The organism is Cognataquiflexum rubidum (assembly GCF_022538115.1).
Lineage (GTDB): Bacteria > Bacteroidota > Bacteroidia > Cytophagales > Cyclobacteriaceae > Cognataquiflexum > Cognataquiflexum rubidum.
The window spans coordinates 1-24,700 of record NZ_JAKZAL010000001.1; the positions used below are offsets into that span (position 1 = coordinate 1).

Below are 24,700 nucleotides of genomic sequence, written 5' to 3' on the forward strand. Positions count from 1 at the left end.
GTTCATCCTGAGCCAGGATCAAACTCTCCATTGTATAGTTTTTTTTGCCGCATCGCTGCGGCTCGTTTCCTAGCCCTATTGTTTCTATCTGTATGAATCATACAAATAGTTTTTTGTGTTATTTCTCCAGTACTTCAATGAACTTTTACTGCCCTTTTTGGCAGTAGTGTAAGACCCTTGTCTTAAAAGCGAGTGCAAATATCGGGATATAAATTTGAACTTGCAAAACTCTAATCAAAAAAAGACCAAATTTATTTTTGACTATTTATTGCTTATCCATTTGTACACCTTACGTAAACCTCTTTTGGTTGATCTTCGGCGTAATCGGATTGCAAACTTAGCAGACTGATCGAATATTACCAAACTGTGATGTTAAAAAAACTGCATATGTAACCTAAGTATCTGTATACAAGAAGAATGTTTTTACTTGGGGGCCTTGTATAAAGGTACCGTACTGCAAGGTTCTCCATACATAATGGATTTTGCGTAAGGTTGAATTATAGACTGAATTCTCCCGTAGGCATATAATGGCACAGGGTATTTGCTACAACCCTTGATGACGACAGGTCTATTTTCATAGTCCCTAGGATTGACTTGTGAAATTGCTTTTTCAAAAAGGTATTGTTCCAAATCATCCATTCCTCCAATCACAAATTCAACCCCGGCTTTAGATAGATAAGTCCCAACCAACATAAATGCCCAATTTGGCACAATGGCATCTGCTGAACAGAATATAGCCACCAATTTACCTTTATACTGATCCCAATCTATTTTATTCAGATCTGCCCGAAATTCCTTTTCCCTCAAAACCAATTCCTGAAACAGAAATTCTTTGAGGTCAAAACCTACTCTTTCTTCCTCTCTGTAAAAGGTCTCAAGGTCTATGGTAATGATAGGACTTGATGCTACTCTGTTGACAATTTCGCTCATATTAGAAGTGGGTTCTTTTTTGAAGCTAAAACTCGGAATTCTTTTAAGTAGTTCGGCTCAAAATAGGCAATGTCTTCAAATGCCTTATCAAGGTACTTTTGGTAAGCCAATTGACCTACTGGATCTGCAGAATTTAAGTTGGAAAGATAAACAGCATTAGCATGAACAAGTACACCTTTCAGTTTTTCTAATCCATCTCCAAGAAAAAAAACTTTTCCTCTTTCCAAATACTTAAAAAAAGGATTTACATCTATTTCAAGAGGATGTGATGGTTCAATCATTTTCCCCGTAGCCCCAAACACACTGGTGTAAACTTCCATTCTTCTGGCATCCAACAATGGAATCACAAAATCATTTTCCCCACATAAGCCAAAAGCCGGATAAGCCAATGCTGACAATGTATCTACCGCAATCAATGGCAAATCATTTGCAAAGGCCAAACCCTTTGCTACTGACACACCAATGCGCAAACCTGTATAAGAACCGGGGCCTGATGAAACTGCTACCGCTGCAAGATCTGATGTTTTCACCCCTGACTGCAAAAACAAGTCTTCAATCAAAAGCATCAATTGCCTGGCATGGGCGTTTTCTTGGTCAACCTCAGATAACATCAGCAACTTCCCCTCTCCATGTAATGCCACAGAACAAATGGAGGTTGCGGATTCTATCGAAAGGATCAATGCCATACGAGAGCTAAATTATTTTGCTGAGGCTGATAGAACCCTGTTAATTTCATTTGTATTGGATAGAATTTTTAAGGCAGCTTTGACATCATCATCGTTTACCAAGGAGGCTTCCACTATGCCCTGCTGAAAATAGTATCTTGACACCAACTCCTCTCTCAAAGCTTCTTTGATCTCGAATTTGAAAGTCACTAAATCCTGTTCTTTATTATGGCTTACTTTTCTCTTAAGGTCATCTATCGTTGGCTTGATATCATCAAAAAATTTCTCCCTCAAGGCGTACTTTTCCAGATCTTCAAGTGTTTTTTCTACGTAGGTGGTGTAATCGTAATCTTTCCCTTCCAAAGAAGCTACAAAGTCAGCATAGATTTCGTCTGTAACCACAAAATCCCTGGGATTGGAAATCATCTCATTTTCTAAAAAAAACTTGTTTCCAAATTCAAAAACAAGGTTCCTCGCCACCAAACTGTATGTAATAGGGGCAAACGACTTGGTTTCTGTTTTCTCATCAGGTTCGATACCAGCTCCATCAAGTACTATTCGCCCATTTTTGGTTCTAAATTCTTTCCTAAGGGAATCAGGAATTGAAATGGAATTCCCATTCTCATCCCTGTTTTCTTGGCTATAATCAATGGCCTGAATACATCTGCCGCTTGGAATATAGTACTTCGCAGTTGTAATTTTTACTTGGGAGTTGTATGAAAGGGGAACAGTAGTCTGCACCAAACCTTTACCAAAGGTTCTTCTTCCTATCAATACTGCTCTATCGTAATCCTGAAGAGCTCCTGCTACAATTTCCGCAGCCGATGCACTCCTTTCATTTATCAAAACCACCATCGGGATATCCTTGTCAACTGGAGGTTTGGTGGTTTTATAAACAGAGTTTACATTTTCCAATTTTCCAATTGTCCTTACCACCTCTTTTCCTTTGGGGATAAATAGATTGACTATATCCACCGCTTCTTTCAAAATTCCTCCGGGATTGTCTCTCACATCCAAAACAAGACGGGTAATTCCTTGGGATTTTAGATCAACCAATGCATTTCTGACATCCGAGGCAGCATTGGTAGTGAAGTCAGAAAGTTTGATATATCCTGTCTGGTCATCGAGCTTGCCATAAAACGGAACGTTACTGATGACAATTTTCTTTCTTGTCAAATTTACTGAAATGGTGTCCGTGCCTCTTTTTACCTGAACAAAGACATTGGTATTGGCAGGACCTTTCAATAATTTAGAAATATCAGAAGTCAGACTATTGACAACATCGACTGTATCCACTTTCAAAATCTCATCCCCGATCCTCAATCCTGCCGACTGTGCAGGAAAACCTTTGTAAGGCATCAAAATCATGTTGGCTCCAGTCCTGTTTCCGATCAATGCACCTACTCCGGCATATTCACCTGTGGTCATCAGTCTGAAATCATCTGAGTTCTCTTCCGGAATGAATTCAGTATATGGGTCCAACTCTTCGAGCATAGCGTTGATTCCGATTGTTACCAACTCCTCCGCATTGATTTCATCGACATAATAGGAATCCAATTCCCTAATCAGGGATGCGAAAATGTCCAGGTTTTTTGCTATGGCAAATAACTTGTCATTTTTGTTGACAAATGAAAACAGCAATCCTACTGTAAGAACTGCTGAGAGAATAAGGATTACAGGTTTTTTGAAATTTCTGTTCATGGATGGTTTTTGTCGGAAAGTGGCTTTTCCTTAATAGTGGTGAGTATTTTTTTGATTTTGGTCTCGATGACCTGAAATGTAACGATTTCTGAAGAAACGTAAATAAGGCCGATTATTTTTTTGCCCTCAGCCATTTCCCCAAGAATTTGCTTGTTAAGTCTATAGGCCTCTCTCATCCTACGTTTGATCAGGTTCCTATCGACAGCTTTTTTGAGCTTCTTCTTTGAAACGGAAAACAATACCTGATTGGTTTCTGGAATATCAAAATTGATTTCCAAAACCATTACCTTAAAGGGATATAAAAAAAAAGAGGAACCTTTGTCAAAAAGTTCCTTTATTAACTTTTTAGAATGCAATCTTTCATTCTTGTGAAGTTCGGAATTCATTGCATTTTGATTTACGTATTAAACATACGAAACTAAATGCTCAAAATTACTTCTTCAAAGTCTTTTCAGAAGATACTGTAAGTTTGTGTCTTCCTTTTGCTCTTCTGGATTTCAATACTCTCCTACCGTTAGCAGTGGACATTCTAAGTTTGAATCCATGCTTGTTTCTTCTTTTTCTTCGAGAAGGCTGAAATGTTCTTTTCATGACGCTATCTATTTAATATTTTGTGCTTTGCTTGTTGAATTCCTGAAGGTTTCCCTTTAAAGGACTGCAAAGATAGATAACCTTTTTTTATTTACAAACCGTAGATTTACTTTTGTTTTGAATCCAAAGAATTTGGCCAATGCATTATTCGATTGTGAGGAATTCACTCACTTCCCAATTTATACAAATCCAACTGGAAATTTCCTGCCAAGAAATGGAAACAATCTGTCTCCAATTGCCATCTTGGAGGCCCGGAAGGTATGAATTGGCCAACTATGCGCAAAAAATAAGGGCTTTTGAAGTACGTGCCAACGCATCGGAAATTGCTTGGAAAAAAACGGGCAAAGACCTTTGGGAATTTACAGCTACAGGGTCCGGACAATATTTCATCAATTATGAGTTTTATTGTAATCAGATGGACGCAGGTGGCTGTTGGTCTGATGACCAACAATTATATCTCAATTTCAGTAATTTCATTTTTGAGGTTTTACAGAGGAAAAATGAAGAAATAAGCATTTCAATCGAATTACCAAGTGATTATAAAGTTGCAACTGCCCTTAAAAAAACGGGTATAAATAAATGGGAATCCGAGTCTTTTCAACATTTGATGGACAGTCCTTTATTGGCAAGTGCAGAATTAAAACATTTTTCCTATTCCGTAAAAGGTTCGACATTCCATATTTGGATTCAAGGGGAAATTCATTTTCAAATTGAAAACCTGATTGCTGTATTTCATTCCTTTTCTGAAAAGCAAATCGAAGATTTTGGAGAATTTCCAGCTGATGATTACCATTTTATTATTCAGCTGTTGCCTTATACGCACTATCACGGTGTCGAACACGCCTATTCTTCAGTCATTACCTTTGGACCTGCCCACGCATTATCAGAAAAATCCGAATTAGACGAACTTATCGGGGTATGTTCCCATGAACTCTACCACTTTTGGAATGTCTGCCGGATAAGGCCAAAAGGCATTCTTCCCTATGATCTTTCAAAGGAAGTGTATTTGGAGGAAGGCTTGGTCATGGAAGGAGTCACTACCTATATGGGAGATTATTATTTGCTTAAATCAGGATATTTGAAATTGGAAGAATACCTACAGTTTCTTCAAAAACAGATTCAACGTGAGTTTGACAGCTTCGGATGGCAAAATCAATCCATTGTTGAATCAAGTTTTGACCTGTGGCTAGATGGCTATAAAGGTGGAATCCCTGAAAAAAAAGTCAGTATTTACAACCGCGGCGCTTTGCTTTCACTTTGTATGGATCTGATGTTGCGGAAGTCAGGTTCTTCGCTTGCCAAAGTAATGAAAGCTATGTGGGAAAAATTCGGAAATACTCAGATCGGTTATGGACTTGTGGATTTTGAAAAATTGGTGGTGTCTCATACAAAAGAAAAAGAATCGATGACAGACTTCTTACGGGATTTTGTTTGGGGTAAAAACGACTTGCTTCCCTTTTTGAAATCCTTGTTGACTACTATAAATATCGAACTCCTAGAAAATTTCGAAAACAATGACCTGCTCCATTTCTTTGGAATCCGAAAAGAAGAATCGGGCATCATCACCCAACTTCATCCGAATACTGAGGCATACAACATTCTTATGAAAAATGACCGGATTCTGGATCATGATACTATCAATACAAGCGGTAACCAAGTCCATCTCAAAATTGAAAGGTTTGGAAGAACCTTTCCTATAACACTCCCAAAGTGTCAGAAAATGTATTTCCCAAAATTTATACTGCAGGCAAAGGGAGACCACAGATCGAGTCTCCGTGGACTTATTGGGGAATGACGGTCTTTATGGATTGAGTAAGCATTTTTTATTCTTGCTCATATTTTGGACTTCCATCTGGTTAATTTTCCAAAAAAATGAAATGGAATAAGAGATAGGTCACTAAAAAAAAAAGGGCTTCCTGAAATTTGGAAGCCCTTTTTGGTATATACGCCTTTCTGGATTTATTTGAAATCTTCGTCAGAAAGCACTTGGTTGAATTTCATCGAAACCATCTTTGCTTCAAGGGTAACGGGCAGCATTGGATTTTTGATTGCAAGCTTGGTAGGGACTTTTACGCCTTCGATCTCCGTATAATCCAAGTAGGAAATTTCACCTGTAGCATCCGAACTTGTTCTCAATTTCAACCCCGAGGAAACTGAATAATACTCTACTGTCTTCATCCCGTTTGGCGCAGTAATGATCAATTTGTAGGCATCTTCTTCATCGATTTTTTCAGTTCCCTGTGCTTCCAAAACATACCCTAAATCTATGTAATGCATCTCAGGAAACACATAAGTCTGGGATTTCAATACAGATACCATTTCCTCAGTGAGTTCCTGTTCCTGTCCCATACCTGACATTTTTCCTTTTCCGTTGGCAAGTACTGTTTTTTGGGCAACATTACCCATTACAGATGTTTCCTGTAGCATCCTTCCATTTTCCTGGTCGGAAATCCCGCGGATAACAATGGCATTTCCCTGAAAATCAGCTTCCATCACTAAAACCGAATTCTTGATTTTCGACACATTGGCTTTTCCTCCTACCGCTTTGATATAATTATCAATGATAGTTGTAGGATCGTTTTCAACAAGAGTGGTGGCTGCCAATACTGCTTTATCAGCCATATATGCCTTGGCATTGAATCCTGTCAAAATGATCCCCAATGCGAGTGCTGCAACAAATATTTTTTTCATTATTTATGGTTTTAATTTTTGAAATTTAAACAAAAAAAAGAGGGACTCAATCCCTCTTTTTACTTTATTTCATATCGTCTTCCGAGATTGAAACATTGAATTCGATTTTTTCAATTTTGGTTTCCAAAGGCATTGGAATCATCGGAGATTTCAACAACATCATCATAGGATATTTGACACCTTTTACTTCTTCGTAACCACTGTAAAACATGTCGCCGGCCTCGGCACTTTCTGTTTTGATTTTCAGACCTGTCTCCACACTATAATAGTTGATCTGCTTGGAACCGGTTGGGTTGGAGACGATGACTTTGTACGCATTCTCCCCTTCTACATCTTTGATTCCTTCCAAAACCAATGAATAACCTAATTCTTCGTAATGCAATTCAGGGAAAATATACATACTCATTTTGGCAGCTTCATACTGTTCGTCTGTCAATTGGTTGGATTGTCCCATGGCAGAGACCGAACCTTTTCCGTCTTTGATTACTGTATTGGAAGCCACATTTCCCATCATCATCACTCTTTGTGCAAATGCCCCTTTAGGCTCATCATAGACTGCGACAAAGTTCAGTTTCATTCCCTGAATTTCTGCAACAGATTCCATTTTGGAGGTCTTGATGGCTCTCGCATTGCTTTCGCCACCTATTGCTGAAATGTAGTTTTTAATGACTTGATCAGCTGTCATTTCAGCGCTCATAACAATTTGCTTCTCGGGATCTCCCATATTGGTAAATCTTTTTACTTCTCCCAAAGCCAATAATCCTTTTTCGATTTCAGCAGCATTTCCTACAACAGTAATGTACAAATTGTCAGGTCTTAACAATCTTTTTGCGGCGGCATTTACCTCTTCAACTGATAGTGCATTCAATCTTTGCAGGTATGTCAAATAAAAATCTTTTGGGAGATTGTATCGCTCCATGTTGATAGCAAAGTTTGCAATCGTCGCAGGATTTTCTAATGAACGGGCGAAAGATCCACTAAGGTTTGCTTTTGCAGATTCCAATTCTTCTGAATTAATACCCTTTTCACGCAGGTTTCTAATCTCATATATGATTTCCTGGACAGCAGAATCAGTTGCTGAACCTCGTACACTTGCTCCGGCACTGAAAGTTGCCACTAGCCTGTCTGCACCGATGTCGGCATTTGCTCCATAGGTGAATTTTTTATCTTCCCGCAAGTTCATAAAAAGTCTTGAAGAAGTTCCTCCGCCAAGTACAAATCCCACCAACCTGCTTGACAGATAATCCTGAGATGCAAGACTGTTTTCCAAAGGATAGGTAATATTTATAACTGATTGCTGGGAGGAAGATCTATCCACCATTGCTATGGTGTTTTTGAGAGGTGCCTTAGGCATTGGATATTTGAAACTAGGGATCGCACCACTTTCCCACTTTGCGAAGTATTTATTGACGAGCTTTTCGGCTTCGCCCAAATCCACATCCCCAACAATCGCCAAATACGCAATATTGGGTTTAAAATAAGTCTGGTAATATTTTTTGATGTCCTCGACAGTAATATTGTCCACTGTGGCTTCAGTTTCAAATTCACCATAAGGATGATCGGTCCCAAATACCAATTTAGAAGAAAGATATCCCGAAATTGAATTTGGGTCATCTTTTGCATAAGCCAATCCTGATTTTGTTTGGGTCTTTAATTTTGCAAGTTCTTCCTCAGGAAATAAAGGGTTAAACAAAACATCCGCCATTAGTTCCAAGACTCTTTCCTGATTTCTTACTAATGTAGAAGCATAAATGGAGGTTGCAGAAGCTGAAATACTTGCTCCTAAAAAATCAACTTCTCCATTGAATTCATCCTTCGACAAATTCGTGGTTCCAGCTGTCATCATTTCTCCGACAAAATTGAGCATTCCTGCTTTATCACCTTCCAAAATGGGATCCCTGTTAAGGATTAATGAATAACTTACCCTAGGCAATTTGTTGTTTTGTATTACAAAAACTTTCAATCCATTTTTTAAAGTAAATGATTCCGCATTTCCAAATTTGATTTCAGGTGCCGGCCCCGGACCAGGAATGACAGTCCTGTCCACCTGTGAGATTGCTGAGGTGGCGAAAAGAGATAAAAAGAGGTATAAAATTATATTTTTCATATCGATATTTTTTGGGGGATAAATCACTCGGTTGTTTGAGCTGATTTGGGCAAATAAGTTAATACAACTCTACTTTTGGGATCTAAATATTTCTTAGCAACACGTTGGATATCTTCAGGGGTTACTTTCCTATATAAATCCAACTTAGAATTTATAGAACTGGCTCCGCCGAAGAAAACATGCCCTTGGGCAAGAGAAAGCGAAATATTAGCCACACTTCCCAATTCATTTACCAGACTACTTTCCTTTATATTTATAAGTTTTTGGAATTCTTCGTCATCAATTCCATTGGTTTTCACACTTTCCAGAATTTTATCAATCGACAAGTTTAGCTCATTGATATCTACTCCCATATTGGCTATAGCAAGAATCAAAAACATACCTCCATCCTCTAGGTCATTGGGGAATGCCACTGCCTGAATTGCTTTTTGGCTTCCATCCACCAACTCCCTATAAAGCAAAGAACTCTTGCCAGAAAGCAAATAAGTACTTAATAAGTCAAGGGCGTAAGCATCCGGATGGCCTTTTTTGGGCATTAAGTATCCCTGGAATACAGCAGGAAGTTGAATGTTATCAAAAATAGTATCATTAACTGCTGCTCCGAGTTTTTCTATTTCAATATTTGGCCTGTAAGGAGTAACGGTTCCTTTTGGGATTTCACCAAAATATTTCCTTACCAATTCCTCTGTTTTTACATAATCAATATCTCCGGCAATGGACAAAGTCGCATTATTTGGAACATAGAAAGTCTCATAAAAATCTTTGAAATCCTCTAATTTGGCTGAATCCAAGTGTGCAGCAGATCCAATGATTGGGGATTTGTATGGATGGTTCGGGTATAATCTCAAAGGAAGTTCTCTCTGAAAACTGCCATAAGGCCTCTCTTCCATCACCTGCTTCATTTCCTGCTTGATCACCTCCCTTTGAGTATCTACTCCTATCTGATCTACTTTGGCCTGAAGCATACGCTCACTCTCCAAGTACAACGCCAATTCCAATTGATTTGAGGGCAAAATTTCATAATAAAATGTATAATCCTGGGATGTTCCTGCATTCAATGTTCCACCAGCTGATTCAATTATTTCAAAAAACTTTCCCCTTTCAATATTTGGAGAACCTTCAAACATCAAATGTTCGAAGAAATGAGCGAATCCTGTTTTTTGGGGATCTTCATTCTTGGATCCTACATGGTAAAATACAGTATTCGCAATAATTGGTGTACTTACATCCCTGTGGAGGATCACATGCAAACCATTGTCCAAGGTAAATTCCTTGAAATCGATTTTGTTTTGGGCTATTGCTGAAAGTGTCAAAAAGACTCCCATCAACAGCGTAAGGGTAAACTTTCTCATATACTTGGATTTAGTTTTTGGTTCATGTAAGTTTTACTTTTTTAAATCAAATTTGTTTATCGAAAATGGATAAAAGAATAAAATTGGATACCGGTGAGGAAATTGTTAAGTTATATCTGCGAAAAATATAACAAAGCGAATAACTGAACAAATCTATAACTAATTATTTTCAGTTAAATATTGAAATCTGTAAATCATATGTTGGAATCAAGGAGTCAGCCTGCTGAGTATTTCCTTGGCTTCATGCCATTTCAACCTTGGTCCAAACTGACTGACGATTTTGGAACTTGCCATAGATGCTAATTTTCCACTCGAAGCATAGCTGTGACCATTGGTAATGCCATACATAAATGCTCCGGCAAACATATCTCCTGCCCCATTGCTGTCAATGGCCACGGTCTTATAAGGCTCAATGTCTATAAAGGTGTCCCCATCCCAAATCATCGCGCCGTTTTTTCCCTGGGTGATTACAAAATGCTTTGCTGCCTTTTTCAATTCCTCCCTGGCTTCTGCAAGGGTATCTTTAGCAGTAAACAACATTGCCTCTTCTTCATTGGCAAATAACAAGTCAACACTTGGTCCGATGACATCATCAAATCCGGACTTGAAATACTTCACCATAGCCGGATCTGAAAATGTCAATGCTACTTTTGTGCCGGCACCTTCTGCGATTTTCTTTGCTTTTACCATGGCTTCTTTCCCATTCGGAGAAGTCACAAGATACCCTTCTATAAATAAGTATTTGGAATCTTTGATAGCCCATTCATTCAGGTCTTGGACTGAAAAATTCTGGGTGATTCCCAAAAATGTATTCATCGTCCTTTCGGAGTCTTCGGTGACCATGACGAGACATTTGCCGGTAATTCCGTCCTCAGGGACTTTTCCTTCCAAGCTGTTGTCCACACCGGAGTTTTTCAAATCCTCAAGGTAAAAATGTCCAAGTTCGTCATTGGCCACTTTACAACAATAGAAAGCATTTCCCCCAAATTGGCTTACAGCGATAACTGTATTTGCGGCAGAACCGCCGCATTGTTTTTTCGCTTCTTCTGTATTGATGACTTGCATCAGGGAGTTTTGACGGTCTTCGTCAACCAACGTCATCAGGCCTTTTTCAACATGGTTGTCTAAGAAAAACTGGTCAGAAACCCTGAATTCTATATCTACGAGGGCATTACCGATGCCCGTTACATCGTACTTTTTCATGTTTTTTTTATCAATTAGATGTTTTGTTCAGTAAATAAAATGTCTTCCACCTGGAAGACCATCAGGTCATTCAAAAATTTTATGCCTCTCAAAAGGTATGGATCTGTCAAACAGATACCTGTAGGTATGATGGGTTTTGTATATTTCTGCATTGAGCTGTTCGCAGACACGCATCATTTTAGGATTAAAATCTCCGATCCAATTCATTTCGATGGTTTTGTAGGGAAAAGAATCGTGGCGGGCAAATATTTCATTATATGCCATAATCATGGCGCTGTCTACACCTTTTCCCTGAAACTCCGGCACAACACCAAAGACCAAACCCAACATTTTATTGGGTGGATGAAAGGTTTTGTACCAAAGGAATTTGAGCTTGCCAATCAGATCCAACTTCCCGTTTACATATTTGAATATTTGGTTGATCTCGGGAATATTAATAAAAAATGAAACAGGTTCTCCTTTATAAAAACCAAAGTATAGCAACCTTGGGTCACGTATCGGTTTTAATTTAGCAAACATCAATTGGGTCTCCCTGATGGTAAGGCTTTTTCCCATATGCTTTGCCCAAGCTCTATTATACACTTCCATGAAGTATTGCGGGGCCTTCTCTGAAAGCTCTTTTCCTTTCATATACCGAAATGAAAAATCAGGATCAGCCAAAACTTTGTTGGCTCTTTCCACCATTTTGGAGTCAAAGTTTCCACCCTGAACAGGCCGCATGTAGGTGTATTGCCTGAAATACAGCTGAAAACCATAATCTTCGAAGAATTTCTGATAATAGGGAAAGTTCCAAGGCATGTTGTAATTGGGAGGGGAAAAACCCTTCACCAATAAGCCCCACCATTTATCCCTTTCACCAAAATTGACCGGTCCATCCATGGCTTCGACCCCTTCTTTCTGGAGCCAGGATTTTGCAGTGTCAAATAACAGGAAAGCAACTTTGCTATCATCTATGGACTCAAAGAAGCCGACTCCGCCTGTAGGTTGTTTTTCTTTCCATTTGGGATGGATAAAAGCTGCAATCCTTCCAACAGATTTTCCTTTTTGATCCTGTACCAACCAACGCTTGGCCTTTCCTCCTTGCTTAAACAGCTTGTTTGTTTCGGGTTCAAACAAACCCTGTATGTCTTTATCTAGAGGCCTAATCCAGTTTTCCTCATTTTTATATAGCCTCACGGCCATTTCCAAAAATTCTTTTTCAAGTGCTGGACTGTTAACTTCCAGAATTTTCATAGTCGTGATTTTAATTAAGCGGATAAAAATAGGGAGATAATTTTAAAGTAGGAAAGGGTCTTTTCTTACTTATATCCCAACAGGGTCAAAAGAGGACATCAGAACACCTTTTCTCCTTTATTTACCCAAATACTCCACGCTCTGTTGTAGGTATGGATTCTGTTTGTTGTCTTTTGGTCTTTGTAAACCGGCTGCTCTTCATTCACCCAATGAAAAATCCCTCCATAAAGGTTGTATACCTTCTTGTATCCTGCGGATTTGAGTTTTTTTCCTATATCCTGACTTCTTGCACCGACAGAACAGTAAACCACTATGGGCTGGTCTTTTGGGATATCCCTGACGCTTTCCATTGAAAAAGTATCAAAACCAACCCATCTCGCGCCTTTGATATGGCTCACTTCATACTCTTCTTTTTCTCTGGTATCGAGTAAAACAGACTTGCCAAGAATTTCACCTTGGTCTAAATACACCAAAGGAAAATCCTTTTCATATATCCCGCTTAGCATGGTTTTATAAGCCAAACTTTGGCTGAAAGTAGGTGATGGTATCAAAAATAACAGGAGGAAAATAAAAGGAATACGGATTAGCATGAATTTGGGCTTATTAATGAACATAATTCGTATTGTTCAGGGAGGTACAATCTCTCAAACAAAAAATACTCAGAAATGATTGTTTGGCCTCAAAAAAAATCAATTTTTCAATTTGAATTGTTCCGTTGGATTATTTTTTACTGAGAAAAAGGAATTTCAGCCATAGAAGTCAGACAGCCTGGCCAATCCTCTTTTGTCGAGAACAAGGATTTTCTTTCCTTCAAAATCAATCAACTCGTCCTTTTTGAATTCCGAAAGAAGTCTGATTACTGTTTCTGTAGCAGTTCCAACCAAACCTGCGATTTCCTCCCTTGTCAGGACGATGTCAATCTTCTCTCCTTCTTTTCCGTCTATTCCATAAGTTTCACTGAGTTTTAGCAAAGTAAAGGCAAGCCTTTCCCTGATTGATTTTTGTGTGGCATCCGTGAGTTTGTCTTCCATAATACCGAGGTCATGGCAAAGTGCTTTGGTAACCCTCCTATGGAATTCCGTGTCTTCTGCCAACACCTTTAAAAATGATTCTCTAGGGACAAAACATATTTTGGCATCTTCCACAATGGTAGCTGAATTGGAATACGATTCTTCACCCAAGAGGGAAGCATATCCTAAAAAATCACCTTTTTTAGCAAGTCTGATAATCTGCTCTTTTCCATTGGATGCAGTTTTGAAAACCTTGACAACTCCATCATTGATGCAGAAAACTCCAAGAGGCTTGGTTCCTTCATAAAATAATATCTGACCTTTTTTATGGGTAATAAAGTTTTTGTGATCAGATAAATGGCATAAATGGGGCTCGGTGAGATTAGAAAAGAGTGAAAATTTCCTACTCATGCAAAGCTCACATGGAGTGCTTTTTTCTATAGTTTTCATATCAAAAGGTTAAGACCGCTGAACAAACTTATTTCATAAATATAACAGATAACATGACAAATATCACATTAATCAAGGTTGAAATTGAGGCAAATCGGATATTTGATCATAATTTTTAACATCAGAATTATATTTCAAGAATAAATGCTGTCTGCCGTTGCTGATTCCCATGTAGGAAGCACCTATGGTTTTATTATAGACTGCTACCTGTTCGACTGTTTTTTTAGACAATCTTACTTCAGGGGCTTTGCATTCGATCAAAAGGAATGGATTTCCGACTCTGTCCAAAACCAAAATATCAAATCTTTTCTGAAGGGAATTATAAATCACTTCTTTCTCCAAAGAGAAAAGTCCTTTTGGATAGTTACGGTGATGGACCAAAAAAGAAACCATATGCTGTCTGACCCATTCTTCAGGGGTCAATATCAAATATTTCTTTCGAAGGGAATCGAAAATGCTTAATTTACCCTCTGACTCCTGAATTTTGAATTCAAATTCAGGAAAATTGAGGGAAAACTGCATAAATCCATACCTATCCGCCATCATTTCGCAAATATGTCCGCTTTCTTGTTAGAAACATCAACCAAAACGTCTAAAATGAAGAAATTTATTTTCTTTTCACTTCTGTTTTCAACCATTTTCTTCTTTTCCTGCACCACAAAGGAGAAAGTTGACCTCATCGTACATAACGGTACCATCTATACTGTTGATGAAGGTTTTTCGATAGCAAATGCATTTGCAATTAAGGATAACCGTTTTGTGGCAGTGGGCAATGAAAACGCCATATTTTCGAAATATGAATCCGAAGAAGTTATTGACTTGCAAGGCAAACCAGTATATCCTGGGTTCATAGATTCCCATTCGCATTTTTACAGGTATGGATTAGGATTGCAAGTGGCTGATCTGCTTGGAGCCGAATCAGAAGCAGAACTGGTGGAAAGGGTTAGGATTCATGCTGAAAAAAATCCTGATGCGGCGTGGATATTGGGAAGAGGTTGGGATCAGAATCTTTGGGAGTCAAAAGAATTTCCAACCAAAGCCAAATTGGATTCCCTATTCCCTGACAAGCCAGTCCTTCTTACCCGGATTGACGGACATGCTGCCCTGGTCAACCAAAAGGCTTTGGATCTGGGAGGCGTTACTGCCCAAACATCCATGATCGGAGGAAAAGTTATACTTATAGGAAACAAGCCTTCAGGGGTTTTGATTGACAATGCGATTGATCTGGTTTCATCCAAGGTTCCTAATGCGAGTAAGGAGGAATCCTGGATTGCATTACTCGGGGCTCAGGAAAATTGTTTTGCAGTCGGTCTGACGACAGTAGTAGATGCGGGTCTAGAGAAGGAAACAATCGACCTCATCTCTGAAATGCAAAAAGACAATACATTAAAAATGCGGGTATATGCCATGGTAAATCCTACAGAAGCCAATATGGCCCATTATTTCAAAACGGGGATTTATCAAGACGACAACCTCACAGTCAGGAGTTTTAAAATATATGGAGATGGGGCTTTGGGTTCAAGGGGTGCCGCTCTCCTAAAACCTTACCATGACCACGCTGACAATTATGGATTTCTTCTCAAAAACCCTGAGGAATTTGATGAGTTGGCTAAAAAAATGTACGAAAACGGCTTCCAAATGAATACCCATTGTATTGGTGATTCTGCAAATAGGACACTCTTGGACATCTATGCCAAATATCTCAAAGGCAAAAACGACCTCAGGTGGAGAATCGAGCATGCCCAGGTAGTGAGCAAGGAAGACATGCCGAAATTTGCCCAGTATAGCATCATTCCTTCTGTCCAGCCTACCCACGCTACTTCTGATATGTATTGGGCCGGCCAAAGGCTTGGCCCTTTCCGGATCAAAACAGCATATGCATACAAAGACCTCCTGGACCAAAATGGCATGCTGGCACTAGGTAGTGATTTCCCTGTAGAACATATCAATCCTCTGTTTGGCTTTCATTCGGGTGTTGTCAGAAAAGACGCCAAAAACTGGCCCGATGACGGATTTCAACCTGAAAACAAAATCACCCGGGAACATGCACTTAAGGGTATGACCATTTGGGCAGCATTTGCAAACTTTGAGGAAAACCTAAAAGGAAGTATTGAACCGGGAAAACTTGCTGACTTTGTGGTTTTGGAAAAAGACATCATGACAGCTCCCGAAAACGAACTCCGTGAGATCAAAATCTCAGGAACCTTTGTTGGTGGGAAAAAAGTCTTTTAACTTATGAGATCAAATATCGTCAAAATTCCAGATAAGGTTTGAGCCTATCCACCCATTCAGCATTGAAGATTTTGATTTTTAGCAAATCATCCGAAGTTTGATAGGGACCGTGCTGATCCCTGAAGGCCACAATGACCTTAGCTGATCCATAGTTGATATAGGGATGTTTAGCCAGAGTGTTGACATCAGCTTGATTGATGGGGATTTTGTTTTTGACACCAGGTTCAAAATCAAAATAATCAAAGACTCTTTCCAAAACCTCAGGAGTCATGCCGTAAACCTCCAATAGTTGGTCCTTGCTATGCAAACCTCCGATATTATCCCGGAACTTTACTACTCTTCCGGCCATGGTCTGCCCTATCCCCGGAACAATTTGAAGTACAACAGAGTCAGCATCAGAAAATGACATTTTATTCAGCTGCGGACTTTTGGGTTTTTGATAAGCGTTTGCTCTTTTGACCGTATCTGATTTGGAACCTATTGATTGACTTTGATAGTTATTTTGAGAAGGTTTCCAACCGGCCTGGACCAAACTGTCAATCTTATGGGAATAAGCTGAATAATGCTCTTCGTTTTTCTTTCGAACCAGCCAATCATAGCCCAACGGTATCAAATAAAGAACAATAAGAGCCGGTATCACCAAAACAAAACCTCTAGATTCCCTTTTGGAGAATCCAAAATACGATTTCAGAAAAAAATAAATTTTAGCCATCAGGAATTATTATTAAAAACCATAACCCAATCGCAACCGATAAATCGTATCTATCTCCGATAAAATAATACGATTGGAATTATTTTACAATTATTACGAAATTTGAAAATGAAAACCAAAATTTTAATTTTTACTTATTTTATTTAGACCGAATTTAAATTAAACGGAAGTAAAGAGAAATTATCCTTTGCTATCTAATCTGAATTAAATTTGTGTCAGAAAAGTATCTAAAATGCAAAAAACGTTTAGAGCCATCAGTTTATCCCATAAAAGTGCCCCTGTCGAAATACGGGAGGTCATCGCACTTGATGAGGGCTCCATACATTCTCTTTTATTGAAACTGAAAGATTTTTTCAGCATTACCGACACGCTCATTCTTTCTACCTGCAACAGGACCGAAGTTTATTACTCACACGAAATCGACTTAAATGAAGAAATTATCAAGCTCATTGGACTTGAAAAAGGCTTGACCAATGTGGTTGAATATATGGACTACTTCAAAATCCATAATGATGACAGAGATGCCATTGAGCATTTGTTTAGGGTATCTATGGGACTTGAGGCCCAAGTAGTGGGTGACATGCAGATATCCAATCAAGTGAAAAGAGCCTATCAGGCTTCAGCAGACTTGGATATGGCCGGACCATTCCTGCATAGATTGATGCACATGATTTTTTTTACCAGCAAAAGACTTGTTCAGGAAACTGCATTTAGAGACGGTGCGGCTTCTGTTTCCTATGCAGCGGTTGAGCTTATCGAAGAACTTACCTCCAACACATACCAGCCCAGGGTTTTGCTCATAGGAGTAGGTGAAATAGGAGAAGATGTAGCCAAAAACATGGTGCATATCCCTGATGCAAAAGTTACTATCACAAACAGGACTTTTGAAAGAGCCAAGGGTTTGGCAGATGAGATGGGATTTGAGGTTATTCCTTTCGAAAATTGCTTTGAAGCGATGAAAGAAGCAGATGTTATCGTCTCTTCCATCATGAAATCTGAGCCATTTATCACCAAATCATTGGTGTCCAAAATGGAAATCCATAGCTATAAGCTTTTTGTTGACCTTTCTGTACCCCGAAGTATAGAAACAAACCTGGAGGAAATCCCGGGAGTCATGCTTTATAATGTGGATAATATTCGAAGCAAGGCCACCGAAACCCTTGAAAAAAGACTTGCGTCTATTCCGCAGGTTGAAAGAATAATCAATGAAAGTATTGAAGACTTTTTTAACTGGAAGAAAGAAATGATGGTTTCCCCGACCATCAATAAGCTTAAAAATGCATTGGAGCAAATCCGTCAAGAGGAGATGGAGAGGTTTTTGAAAAATGCTGATGAAGCACAGGTAGCCATCATTGACAAAATCACGAAAAGCATGATGCAAAAAATCCTCAAAGTCCCTGTGGTCCAACTTCGTGCCGCCTGCCAAAGGGATGATGCGGATAAAATGATTGACATCCTATCTGACCTTTTTGATCTTGAAAAGGATTCAGAAAAAAAGGCGTAGAATAATCCCTCTTCTACTTGAATTACGGATTCAATCCCTTTATTTTACCTTCGTCAATTTCAAAATTTATGAAGATTAAAATTTATTGGATATTTCCCCTCTATTTGACTTTTACAATACTCCCAGCTATACCGGCAAATTCTCAAACGTATGAGGTTTATGACCATAATCTCAGGTTAAAATCCAGAATCGAATTTGACCACATCAGTATTTTGGGAGAAACGGTCAGAATCAGTTCAGCCAACAATGAACTTAAGCTGTTGAGCAAAGAATATAAACCATTTGTCGATCTCAAAGCACTAACGGTACACAACTACGACCAGCCGTGGATAGTAGTCCAGGGTCCGCAAGGGAAAGGCGCTTTCCATGAATATGGGGAGGAGATTTTTGCACCTGAATACGACCAAATTGAGGTTTTTTATACCAGACTTCTAGCCAGAAAAGGAAATCAGTTTTGGGTATATGACCATTCGACCCGAAAGACAACGGCAATAGGAACGTTTCAGGAAGCCAAACTTGCTTTAAACGGGCAGGTGATCGCGAAAAATCCTGATGGGTATTATCTTCCACTATCGGACAACCCCCAAAAAATATATGACGAGCTTCAAGAAGTGAATGGGAATTTCCTGATATCAAAAGAAAGTTCGGGATATGGGTTGATCAACAGGCAGGGAGATTACATCTTAGAACCCATCATCGACCATATGGTTTACCTCGAGGGAGACTACTTTTATGCACTCGATGGAAATCAATACATGTTGGTCAGATGCTTAGAGGAGCGAGCAGATATCAAATATACATCCTACCATAAAATTACTCTTGAAGACGGAATGCTCCTTGAGTATATTCATGGAAAATTGCGCAGGGTGATGGATAATGAAGGGATTCTTTTGGATCAAGTCGGGATGGAAAAAGTAACCCATGTCGGAGATAAGCATTACAATGTTTTTTTGAGAGATAATAAAACAGGATTGCTTGGACAGAAAGGTTGGGAAGTGCAGCCAGTACTTGAGGTCGATTTGATTCTTCCCGGGAGTGAAGGTTTATTTCCTGCCAAAAAATCCGGAAAATTTGGGTTTATCGATAATTCCGGGAATTGGATAATTGGAAACCAATATGAAGAGGTTGGAACATTCAAGGAGGGTATTGCAGCCTTTAGACAGGATGAAAAATGGGGATTTATCAACAACCAAGGGACAGAAATCACAGGAGCTGATTATGAGCAAGTCTCTTTTTTCCACAAAGGCAAGGCAATTGTTAAACAGGAAGGAAAGCACTTACTGATTGGGAAGGATGGAAAACCAATCCTGGAAAAAACTTATGACCGGATTTCTTTGGCTGCCGACAATTATTACATCTCCGAAAATGAGGACAAATTTGGTTTGATCTCACCTGAAGGTAAAGAAATTGTAGAACCCAAATTCCAAGAATTGAGAAGAGAGGATTTGAATAAAATTCTTGTCAGACTAGGCAATAAGTATGGCATCTTGGATGAGAATGGAGATTATGTATTGCCGGTCTATTACAAAAGTATAGTATTTGATAGCGGCAATAATCAAATCCTGGCTGAAGATGACTATCAGTTTGCACCGGTCGATCCTATCGAAAACATAAATATAAAAAAGAAGAAAGGCGCCTGATTCCTTTATCAATAAGCATAAAAAAAAGACTGACCTGATTTTAAATCAAGTCAGTCTTTTTTTGTACTTGGATTTATTTCTTATCTCCTTGTTTCCCTCTACCTCCTTCGGTACCACTTGCGACATCTGTGCCGGCTATGGAGGCCCTCATTTCCGTATCGGACTTGATATTTTCCATTTTATAATAATCCATGACGCCTAGATTTCCACTTCTGAATGCTTCTGAAATAGCTTTAGGGATTTCCGCCTCAGCAGCTATTACAAGAGCTCTCATTTCGACTGTCCTAGCTTTCATTTCCTGCTCAAGAGCAACAGCCATGGCCCTTCTTTCTTCCGCCTTGGCTTCTGCTACCTTAAGATCGGCGGATGCCTGATCAATTTGAAGCTTGGCACCGATGTTGGTTCCTACATCGATATCAGCAATATCTATTGATAGAATTTCAAATGCTGTACCGGCATCAAGACCTCTTTGAAGTACCAATTTTGAGATTTTGTCAGGATTTTCCAACACACTCTTATGATTCAGAGATGAACCAATCGAGGTTACAATTCCTTCCCCCACCCTAGCTAAAATAGTTTCTTCACCTGCACCACCCACCAACTGGGCAATATTTGCTCTAACAGTCACTCTTGCTTTAGCAATCAACTGAATGCCATCAGCAGCCACGGCTGCAACATTTGGCGTGTTGATCACCTTGGGATTGACAGAAATCTGAACCGCTTCGAAAACGTCTCTACCCGCCAAGTCTATGGCGGTGGCCTGCTTGAAACTCAAGGTAATATTTGCTTTGTCTGCCGAAATCAATGCCCGTATAACGTTTGGAACATTTCCACCAGCAAGATAATGGGTTTCCAGATCATTGGTTGTCAGGTCAAGTCCAGCTTTGGTAGCTGTGATCAGGGAGTTGACGATCACTCCCGGTGGCACTTTCCTGATTCTCATTCCTATCAATTCTCCGATTCCGACCTTTACATTTGAAAAGATGGCAGTAATCCAAAGATTGACAGGAATAAAATATAAAAACACAAAGAGTAAAATCAGCGCGGCAAAGGCTGTAAACAAAACAATAGCCGAATTAGACATGTCCATAAACTATGATTTAATTATGATGGTATTATTTTCCAATTTAGTAATAAAAACAGTAGTGCCGACAGAAATAAATCCCGATTCGGATTTTACCTCATAAATCCCCTCGCCTATTTCTGCTTTCCCAAATGGCTTGACATCAGAAACGGTCATTCCCTGCATTCCGACAACTAATCCTTTGAGCCGGTCATCGAACGCACGGCTTTTGATGGCGCTTTTTAAGGCAAATTTCTTCCATGCTCCCGTCCTGAATCCATAAAGAAGGGCGCCAAAATTCAAAACAAGTGCTGCTACTAAAACCATTCCGGCAACTTGCTTTTCAAAAGTCACAAAGGCATAATAGATTCCGACTGCTGTCACCAAAACACCGATAATTCCGACAATGGTAGTACCCGGAACAAAGAGGATCTCTGCGATCACCAAGATCAATCCAATAATAAGAAGGGTACTCAAGATAAACCAGACCATTTTATTTATTTTTCATGAAATTAGTCAGTTTTTTGTTTGGGAAAAAACTGAACATAATAATTAAGTCAAAAAAATGCCTTCCCAAAATAGAGAAGGCATTTGAATAGTAAATGAGAATTTAATAAGCTCTTGCGAAGTAAACGCGGCCTTTCGAAGGATTGCCGGTAAGTATACATTTCCCTTCCTCTTCTTTCCTGTCAATTGGAATACACCTGATTGTTGCCTTGGTAAGTTCTTTGATTTTCTCTTCTGTTTCAGGAGTACCATCCCAATGCGCAGAAAGAAAACCCCCTTTAGACTCCAATAATTCTTCAAAATCGGTCCATGAATTGACCTCTGTGGTCATTTCTTCTCTGAAATTGAAGGCTTTTTTATAAATGCTTTCCTGAATTTCGTCAAGTAGGTTGCTGATATGATCTTCCAGGATTATTTCTCCAAGGTTGACGGTTTCTTTGGTCAGCGTATCTCTCCTAGCCAGTTCAATGGTATTGTTTTCCAGATCCCTTGGACCCATAGCTATCCTTAATGGAACACCTTTGAGTTCATACTCAGCAAATTTCCACCCAGGCTTATGGGTATCCCTGTTATCAAAATGTACAGAAATCCCTTTCTTTTTCAGCTTGGCTATAATTTCTTTTGCCTTTACAGAAATCCTGATAAGTTCTTCTTCTCCTTTATAAATCGGTACGATAACTACTTGATTTGGTGCGAGCTTTGGAGGAAGCACCAAGCCATTGTCATCAGAATGTGCCATGATCAATGCCCCCATCAATCGGGTACTGGCACCCCAAGAAGTCCCCCATACATATTCCAGACCACCTTCTTTGGTGGCGAATTTGACATCAAAAGCTTTTGCAAAATTCTGTCCGAGAAAATGGGAGGTTCCGGCTTGAAGAGCCTTTCCATCCTGCATCAACGCTTCAATGCAATACGTGTCTTCAGCGCCTGCAAATCTTTCGTTGGCGCTTTTAATCCCTTTAACTACAGGGAGTGCCATAAAATTTTCTGCAAATTCAGCATACACGTTCATCATTTGAACAGTTTCATCGATGGCCTCTTGCTTGGTAGCATGGGCAGTATGTCCTTCTTGCCACAAAAACTCAGTTGTCCTTAAAAACAAACGAGTTCTCATCTCCCACCGGACGACATTCGCCCACTGGTTAACAAGAAGAGGCAGATCACGGTAAGATTGGATCCAGTTTTTATATGTACTCCAAATGACAGTTTCGGAAGTGGGCCTGACAATCAATTCCTCTTCAAGCTTCGCTTCAGGATCGACTATCACACTTTTTCCGTCTTCAGAATTTTTGAGTCGGTAATGGGTCACTACCGCACATTCTTTAGCGAATCCTTCAATGTGGCTGGCTTCTTTGGAAAGGTAGGATTTTGGGATAAAAAGTGGAAAATATGCATTCACATGCCCTGTTTCCTTAAACATCCTATCAAGTTCCGCCTGCATTTTTTCCCAGATCGAATAGCCATATGGCTTGATCACCATACAACCCCTTACTGGAGAATTTTCGGCCAGGTCAGCTCGCTTTACCAATTCATTGTACCACAAAGAATAGTCTTCACTCCTTTTTGGTAATCCTTTACTCATAGTGTTTTTTGATTTCAAAAATCTAATTATCTTCGCTAATTACTGTAGGGGGCAAATATAATCCAAAAAATGATAACCCTCTCTTATATGACTCGTATATAACGGTAAATAGTAAAACCAAACAAATGAAAAACTTTAACAAAATATTGATCCTTGGAGCAGGTACAGTACTTATGCTCTCTTCTTGCAGCACAAGTCAGACCGCTACAAGAGGTAGGGAAACCGACGATCTTTACTTTATGGCTTCTGATGTCAAGGTCGCCACTCAGTTTGCAGTATCAAATAACAATCCCCAAAATTTCAATCAGTTGAATACGGTTAATCCAGCTGAATTTGAACAGGAAAATTTTTCTGCAAGGAACGTTAACCCGGAATACATAGCCAAATATCAATCTCAAGCTGCAACCCCTAGCACGGGTGAGGTTTATTTCGATGATAACGAAGCGCAAGAATCCAATCCAAATGTGAATGTTTACAACAACTTCTATGGTTCCGGTGCCGGCGTAAACGGTGCAGGTTTCAATAGTGGAATGAATGTAAACGTAGGTTTCGGCATGGGTTTCGGAGCGCCAATGATGGGTATGGGCTGGGGAATGCCAATGATGGGAATGGGCTGGGGTATGCCAATGTGGGGAATGGGAATAGGATGGAATTCTATGTGGGGTTGGAATATGGGAATGGGTATGGGTATGGGCTGGGGAATGGGTGGAATGTGGGGTAACCCATGGATGAACCCTTGGATGAATCCATGGATGAACCCTTGGATGGGTGGCGGAATGTGGGGTTGGGGAAGACCAGGTTGGGGTATGCCAGGATGGGGTGCTCCAGGATGGGGTGGTGATAATGGTCGTCAGGTTGTAAGAGGCGGAAGACCAGGTAGAGATTCAGGAATGGCTTCAGGTGGAAATAGACCGGGAACAAATTATCCGTCCACCGCAAGATCAGCAAGGAGAGATGCTGTGAGCCCTGACAGATCAGTTGGTGCAAACAACAGAACAGCAGGGAGAGATTTCAGCAGATCACAAAATGATTATTATAACAGCTCAAGAAGTAGGGTTGCAAATTCAGCTGCAGCAGGTAACAGAAATGTTGGGTCAGCAGCAGCAACAAGACCTACCAACAGAACCGGCATTGACAATGCCCGTCCAACTTATAATTCAAGAGGAAATTCAGGTGTATCAAATGGAACTGTAAACAGAGGCACTTCAACCTCTCCTAGTTTCAACAACAGAGGCACTACCAATACAAACAGAGGTGCAAATCCTTCATACAACAGAGGGGGAAACACAATGAATAATAACAGGACATCTACACCATCAAGAGGTGGTAGCATGTCTACCCCATCAAGGGGCGGAAGCATGTCAGCACCAAGCAGAAGTTCTTCACCTTCTTTTAGTTCTCCAAGTAGGAGCAGCGGAGGAAGTATGGGAGGGGCAAGCCGTGGAGGTGGTATGAGCTCCGGAGGATCTAGAGGAGGAAGAGGGGGAAGGTAATTCCCCTTTTTTTATAGAGACTTTGTTATTG

The 24,700-nt window shown here is 39.7% G+C and carries 22 protein-coding genes; 5 read left to right on the forward strand and 17 right to left on the reverse strand.

Annotated features, from left to right (window positions below; all coding sequences use genetic code 11):
• Nucleotides 1-423: 423 nt before the first annotated feature.
• Genes MMU05_RS00005 through rpmH form a run of 5 tightly spaced genes read right to left on the reverse strand, consistent with a single transcriptional unit; the run spans nt 424 to nt 3,887 of the window.
• Nucleotides 424-930 carry a DUF2480 family protein gene (locus tag MMU05_RS00005; protein ID WP_241139635.1) on the reverse strand — a complete coding sequence of 169 codons (507 nt, stop codon included), beginning with the start codon at nt 928-930 and terminating at the stop codon, nt 424-426.
• Nucleotides 927-1,616 carry a tRNA (adenosine(37)-N6)-threonylcarbamoyltransferase complex dimerization subunit type 1 TsaB gene (tsaB, locus tag MMU05_RS00010; RefSeq protein WP_241139636.1) on the reverse strand — a complete coding sequence of 230 codons (690 nt, stop codon included), beginning with the start codon at nt 1,614-1,616 and terminating at the stop codon, nt 927-929. The genes MMU05_RS00005 and tsaB overlap by 4 nt, the downstream gene beginning before the upstream one ends.
• A gap of 12 nt (nt 1,617-1,628) precedes the next feature.
• A complete protein-coding gene (locus MMU05_RS00015; protein ID WP_241139637.1) occupies nt 1,629-3,296 on the reverse strand; it encodes a S41 family peptidase in 1,668 nt (555 codons plus the stop codon).
• Nucleotides 3,293-3,682, reverse strand: coding sequence for a ribonuclease P protein component (gene rnpA / locus MMU05_RS00020; RefSeq protein WP_241139638.1), 390 nt, complete (start codon nt 3,680-3,682; stop codon nt 3,293-3,295). Before rnpA ends, MMU05_RS00015 begins: the two co-directional genes overlap by 4 nt.
• Nucleotides 3,683-3,728: 46 nt before the next feature.
• The gene (gene rpmH / locus MMU05_RS00025) at nt 3,729-3,887 is read right to left on the reverse strand and encodes a 50S ribosomal protein L34 (RefSeq protein WP_113926163.1); all 159 of its coding nucleotides are present in this window, start codon (nt 3,885-3,887) and stop codon (nt 3,729-3,731) included.
• A gap of 139 nt (nt 3,888-4,026) precedes the next feature.
• On the opposite strand from rpmH, the gene MMU05_RS00030 reads away from it, so the two are divergent.
• Nucleotides 4,027-5,682: a M61 family metallopeptidase gene (locus MMU05_RS00030; RefSeq protein WP_241139639.1), complete on the forward strand. Its 1,656-nt coding sequence runs from the start codon at nt 4,027-4,029 to the stop codon at nt 5,680-5,682.
• A 164-nt stretch (nt 5,683-5,846) separates the two neighbouring features.
• On the opposite strand, the gene MMU05_RS00035 is transcribed toward MMU05_RS00030, so the two are convergent.
• The 8 genes from MMU05_RS00035 to MMU05_RS00070 form a co-directional block, all read right to left on the reverse strand.
• Nucleotides 5,847-6,578, reverse strand: coding sequence for a LolA-like protein (locus tag MMU05_RS00035; RefSeq protein WP_241139640.1), 732 nt, complete (start codon nt 6,576-6,578; stop codon nt 5,847-5,849).
• A 64-nt stretch (nt 6,579-6,642) separates the two neighbouring features.
• Entirely contained in the window at nt 6,643-8,685 is a 2,043-nt protein-coding gene (locus MMU05_RS00040; RefSeq protein ID WP_241139641.1) for a M16 family metallopeptidase, read from the reverse strand.
• 23 nt (nt 8,686-8,708) lie between these two features.
• Nucleotides 8,709-10,037: a M16 family metallopeptidase gene (locus MMU05_RS00045; protein ID WP_241139642.1), complete on the reverse strand. Its 1,329-nt coding sequence runs from the start codon at nt 10,035-10,037 to the stop codon at nt 8,709-8,711.
• Nucleotides 10,038-10,244: 207 nt separating this feature from the next.
• A complete protein-coding gene (locus MMU05_RS00050; RefSeq protein WP_241139643.1) occupies nt 10,245-11,240 on the reverse strand; it encodes an adenosine kinase in 996 nt (331 codons plus the stop codon).
• A gap of 66 nt (nt 11,241-11,306) precedes the next feature.
• Nucleotides 11,307-12,473: a hypothetical protein gene (locus tag MMU05_RS00055; RefSeq protein WP_241139644.1), complete on the reverse strand. Its 1,167-nt coding sequence runs from the start codon at nt 12,471-12,473 to the stop codon at nt 11,307-11,309.
• 98 nt (nt 12,474-12,571) lie between these two features.
• Nucleotides 12,572-13,087 carry a rhodanese-like domain-containing protein gene (locus MMU05_RS00060; RefSeq protein WP_336246810.1) on the reverse strand — a complete coding sequence of 172 codons (516 nt, stop codon included), beginning with the start codon at nt 13,085-13,087 and terminating at the stop codon, nt 12,572-12,574.
• A gap of 132 nt (nt 13,088-13,219) precedes the next feature.
• Complete coding sequence (locus tag MMU05_RS00065) at nt 13,220-13,933, reverse strand: Crp/Fnr family transcriptional regulator (protein WP_241139646.1); 714 nt, start codon at nt 13,931-13,933, stop codon at nt 13,220-13,222.
• A gap of 72 nt (nt 13,934-14,005) precedes the next feature.
• On the reverse strand, nt 14,006-14,479 hold the full coding sequence (locus MMU05_RS00070) for a type I restriction enzyme HsdR N-terminal domain-containing protein (protein WP_241139647.1): 474 nt from the start codon (nt 14,477-14,479) through the stop codon (nt 14,006-14,008).
• A 51-nt stretch (nt 14,480-14,530) separates the two neighbouring features.
• Between MMU05_RS00070 and MMU05_RS00075 the strand changes: the two genes are divergently transcribed.
• Nucleotides 14,531-16,165 carry an amidohydrolase gene (locus MMU05_RS00075; RefSeq protein ID WP_241139648.1) on the forward strand — a complete coding sequence of 545 codons (1,635 nt, stop codon included), beginning with the start codon at nt 14,531-14,533 and terminating at the stop codon, nt 16,163-16,165.
• A 19-nt stretch (nt 16,166-16,184) separates the two neighbouring features.
• Here the strand turns inward: MMU05_RS00075 and MMU05_RS00080 are convergent, their stop codons facing one another.
• Nucleotides 16,185-16,877: a ComEA family DNA-binding protein gene (locus MMU05_RS00080; protein WP_241139649.1), complete on the reverse strand. Its 693-nt coding sequence runs from the start codon at nt 16,875-16,877 to the stop codon at nt 16,185-16,187.
• Between the two features lie 232 nt (nt 16,878-17,109).
• On the opposite strand from MMU05_RS00080, the gene hemA reads away from it, so the two are divergent.
• Both hemA and MMU05_RS00090 read left to right on the forward strand, forming a co-directional pair.
• Entirely contained in the window at nt 17,110-18,381 is a 1,272-nt protein-coding gene (gene hemA, locus MMU05_RS00085; RefSeq protein WP_241139650.1) for a glutamyl-tRNA reductase, read from the forward strand.
• Nucleotides 18,382-18,449: 68 nt separating this feature from the next.
• Nucleotides 18,450-20,021, forward strand: coding sequence for a WG repeat-containing protein (locus tag MMU05_RS00090; protein WP_241139651.1), 1,572 nt, complete (start codon nt 18,450-18,452; stop codon nt 20,019-20,021).
• A gap of 73 nt (nt 20,022-20,094) precedes the next feature.
• Here the strand turns inward: MMU05_RS00090 and floA are convergent, their stop codons facing one another.
• The 3 genes from floA to proS form a co-directional block, all read right to left on the reverse strand.
• Entirely contained in the window at nt 20,095-21,111 is a 1,017-nt protein-coding gene (gene floA / locus MMU05_RS00095; RefSeq protein WP_241139652.1) for a flotillin-like protein FloA, read from the reverse strand.
• Nucleotides 21,112-21,114: 3 nt separating this feature from the next.
• Nucleotides 21,115-21,576 (reverse strand): NfeD family protein, encoded by a 462-nt coding sequence (locus tag MMU05_RS00100; protein ID WP_241139653.1) that lies wholly within the window; start codon nt 21,574-21,576, stop codon nt 21,115-21,117.
• 118 nt (nt 21,577-21,694) lie between these two features.
• Complete coding sequence (gene proS / locus MMU05_RS00105; protein WP_241139654.1) at nt 21,695-23,176, reverse strand: proline--tRNA ligase; 1,482 nt, start codon at nt 23,174-23,176, stop codon at nt 21,695-21,697.
• Nucleotides 23,177-23,301: 125 nt separating this feature from the next.
• On the opposite strand from proS, the gene MMU05_RS00110 reads away from it, so the two are divergent.
• Nucleotides 23,302-24,669: a hypothetical protein gene (locus MMU05_RS00110; RefSeq protein WP_241139655.1), complete on the forward strand. Its 1,368-nt coding sequence runs from the start codon at nt 23,302-23,304 to the stop codon at nt 24,667-24,669.
• Nucleotides 24,670-24,700: the final 31 nt, after the last annotated feature.